The organism is Myxococcaceae bacterium JPH2 (assembly GCA_016458225.1).
Lineage (GTDB): Bacteria > Myxococcota > Myxococcia > Myxococcales > Myxococcaceae > Citreicoccus.
Map to the genome: position 1 here is coordinate 1 of JAEMGR010000109.1, position 1305 is coordinate 1305.

The 1305-nt window shown below is 68.1% G+C and carries 2 protein-coding genes; both read left to right on the forward strand.

Features of this window, described 5'->3' with window-relative positions; all coding sequences use genetic code 11:
* Positions 1–44: 44 nt before the first annotated feature.
* Entirely contained in the window at positions 45–605 is a 561-nt protein-coding gene (locus JGU66_36320; protein MBJ6766242.1) for a transposase, read from the forward strand.
* Positions 602–1305: transposase (locus JGU66_36325; protein MBJ6766243.1), on the forward strand; the 704-nt coding region annotated here is incomplete at its 3' end. The genes JGU66_36320 and JGU66_36325, both read left to right, overlap by 4 nt.

Genomic DNA, 1305 nt, shown 5'->3' on the forward strand with positions numbered 1-1305 from the left:
TGCCGAGCTGATGACGCCTTGGGGGCGAGAGCAGGCAGGACGCGGTGTCGTACACGGCTGCATTCAAGTTGCAGATGGTGAAGCGGATGGTGGGCCCGGGAGCGGTGAGTGCGGCGGCGTTGGCCCGACAGGTGGGAGTGTCCCAGCCGACGTTGTCGCAGTGGTTGCGGGAGGCGAATAGGGTGGCGGCGATGACGCCTCCGCCCGAAGAGAAGAAGCCCGCTGCGCCGTCAGGGCCGAAGAAGTGGACGCCCGAGGAGAAGCTGCGCGTGCTGGCGGCGACTCAGGGGCTTGCCGGTGAGGAGCTGGGGGCGGTGCTTCGCAGTGAGGGGTTGCACGAGGCGCAGCTGAAGGAGTGGCAGCAAGCGGCCGCTGGAGCCCTCGCAGGCACGTCGGCGGAGCCACTGCCGGCCAAGGAGCGCAAGCGGCTGGCCGCCGCTGAGAAGCGGGTGAAGGAGCTCGAGCGGGAGCTGCAGCGCAAGGAGAAAGCGCTGGCGGAGACGGCGGCGCTGCTGGTGCTCGAAAAAAAACTTCAGGCGATGGGCTGGGACCAGAGGCACCAGGAAGACGAGGACGATTCCGGGGACGAGAAGAGCGAGAGATGACACTCGCCCACGTCGACGAGGCTCTGGAGAAGGGCGTACGGCTGGAGGTTGTCTGCGAGCGGCTCGGGGTGGCCCCGCGAACGATTCAACGCTGGAGAAAACCAGCGACAGCCGAGGACCGGCGGTGCGGTCCCCATACCCGGCCCGCCAACCGGCTGTCCGAGGTGGAGCGGCGCCGAATCCTGGCGGTGGCCAACAGCGCGGAGTTCAGAGATTCGTCGCCCAAGCAGATTGTCCCTCGGCTGGCGGACCGGGGCGAGTACGTGGCCAGCGAGGCGAGCTTCTACCGGGTGCTGCGCGAAGCCGGGCAACTGGCTCATCGCGGCCATGCGAGGCCGCCTACGTCCAGGCCTCGGGCCGAGCACACCACCAGCGCGCCCAACCAGGTGTGGAGCTGGGACATCACCTACCTGAAGGGCCCGGTGAGGGGCACCTTCCTCTATCTCTACCTGGTGGTGGATATCTTCAGTCGGCGCATCATGGGATTCGAGGTGCACGAGGAGGAGTCGGCTGAGCACGCCGCGGCTCTCATCCGCCGCTGCTGGCAGGACGCCGGTTGCCCCGTGGGGCTGGTGCTGCACTCGGACAACGGAGGCCCGATGAAGGGCGCCACGCTGCTGGCCACCCTGCAGTGGCTGGGCGTCACGCCCTCCTTCAGTCGGCCCCGCGTCTCGGACGACAACGCTTTCTCCGAAGCGCT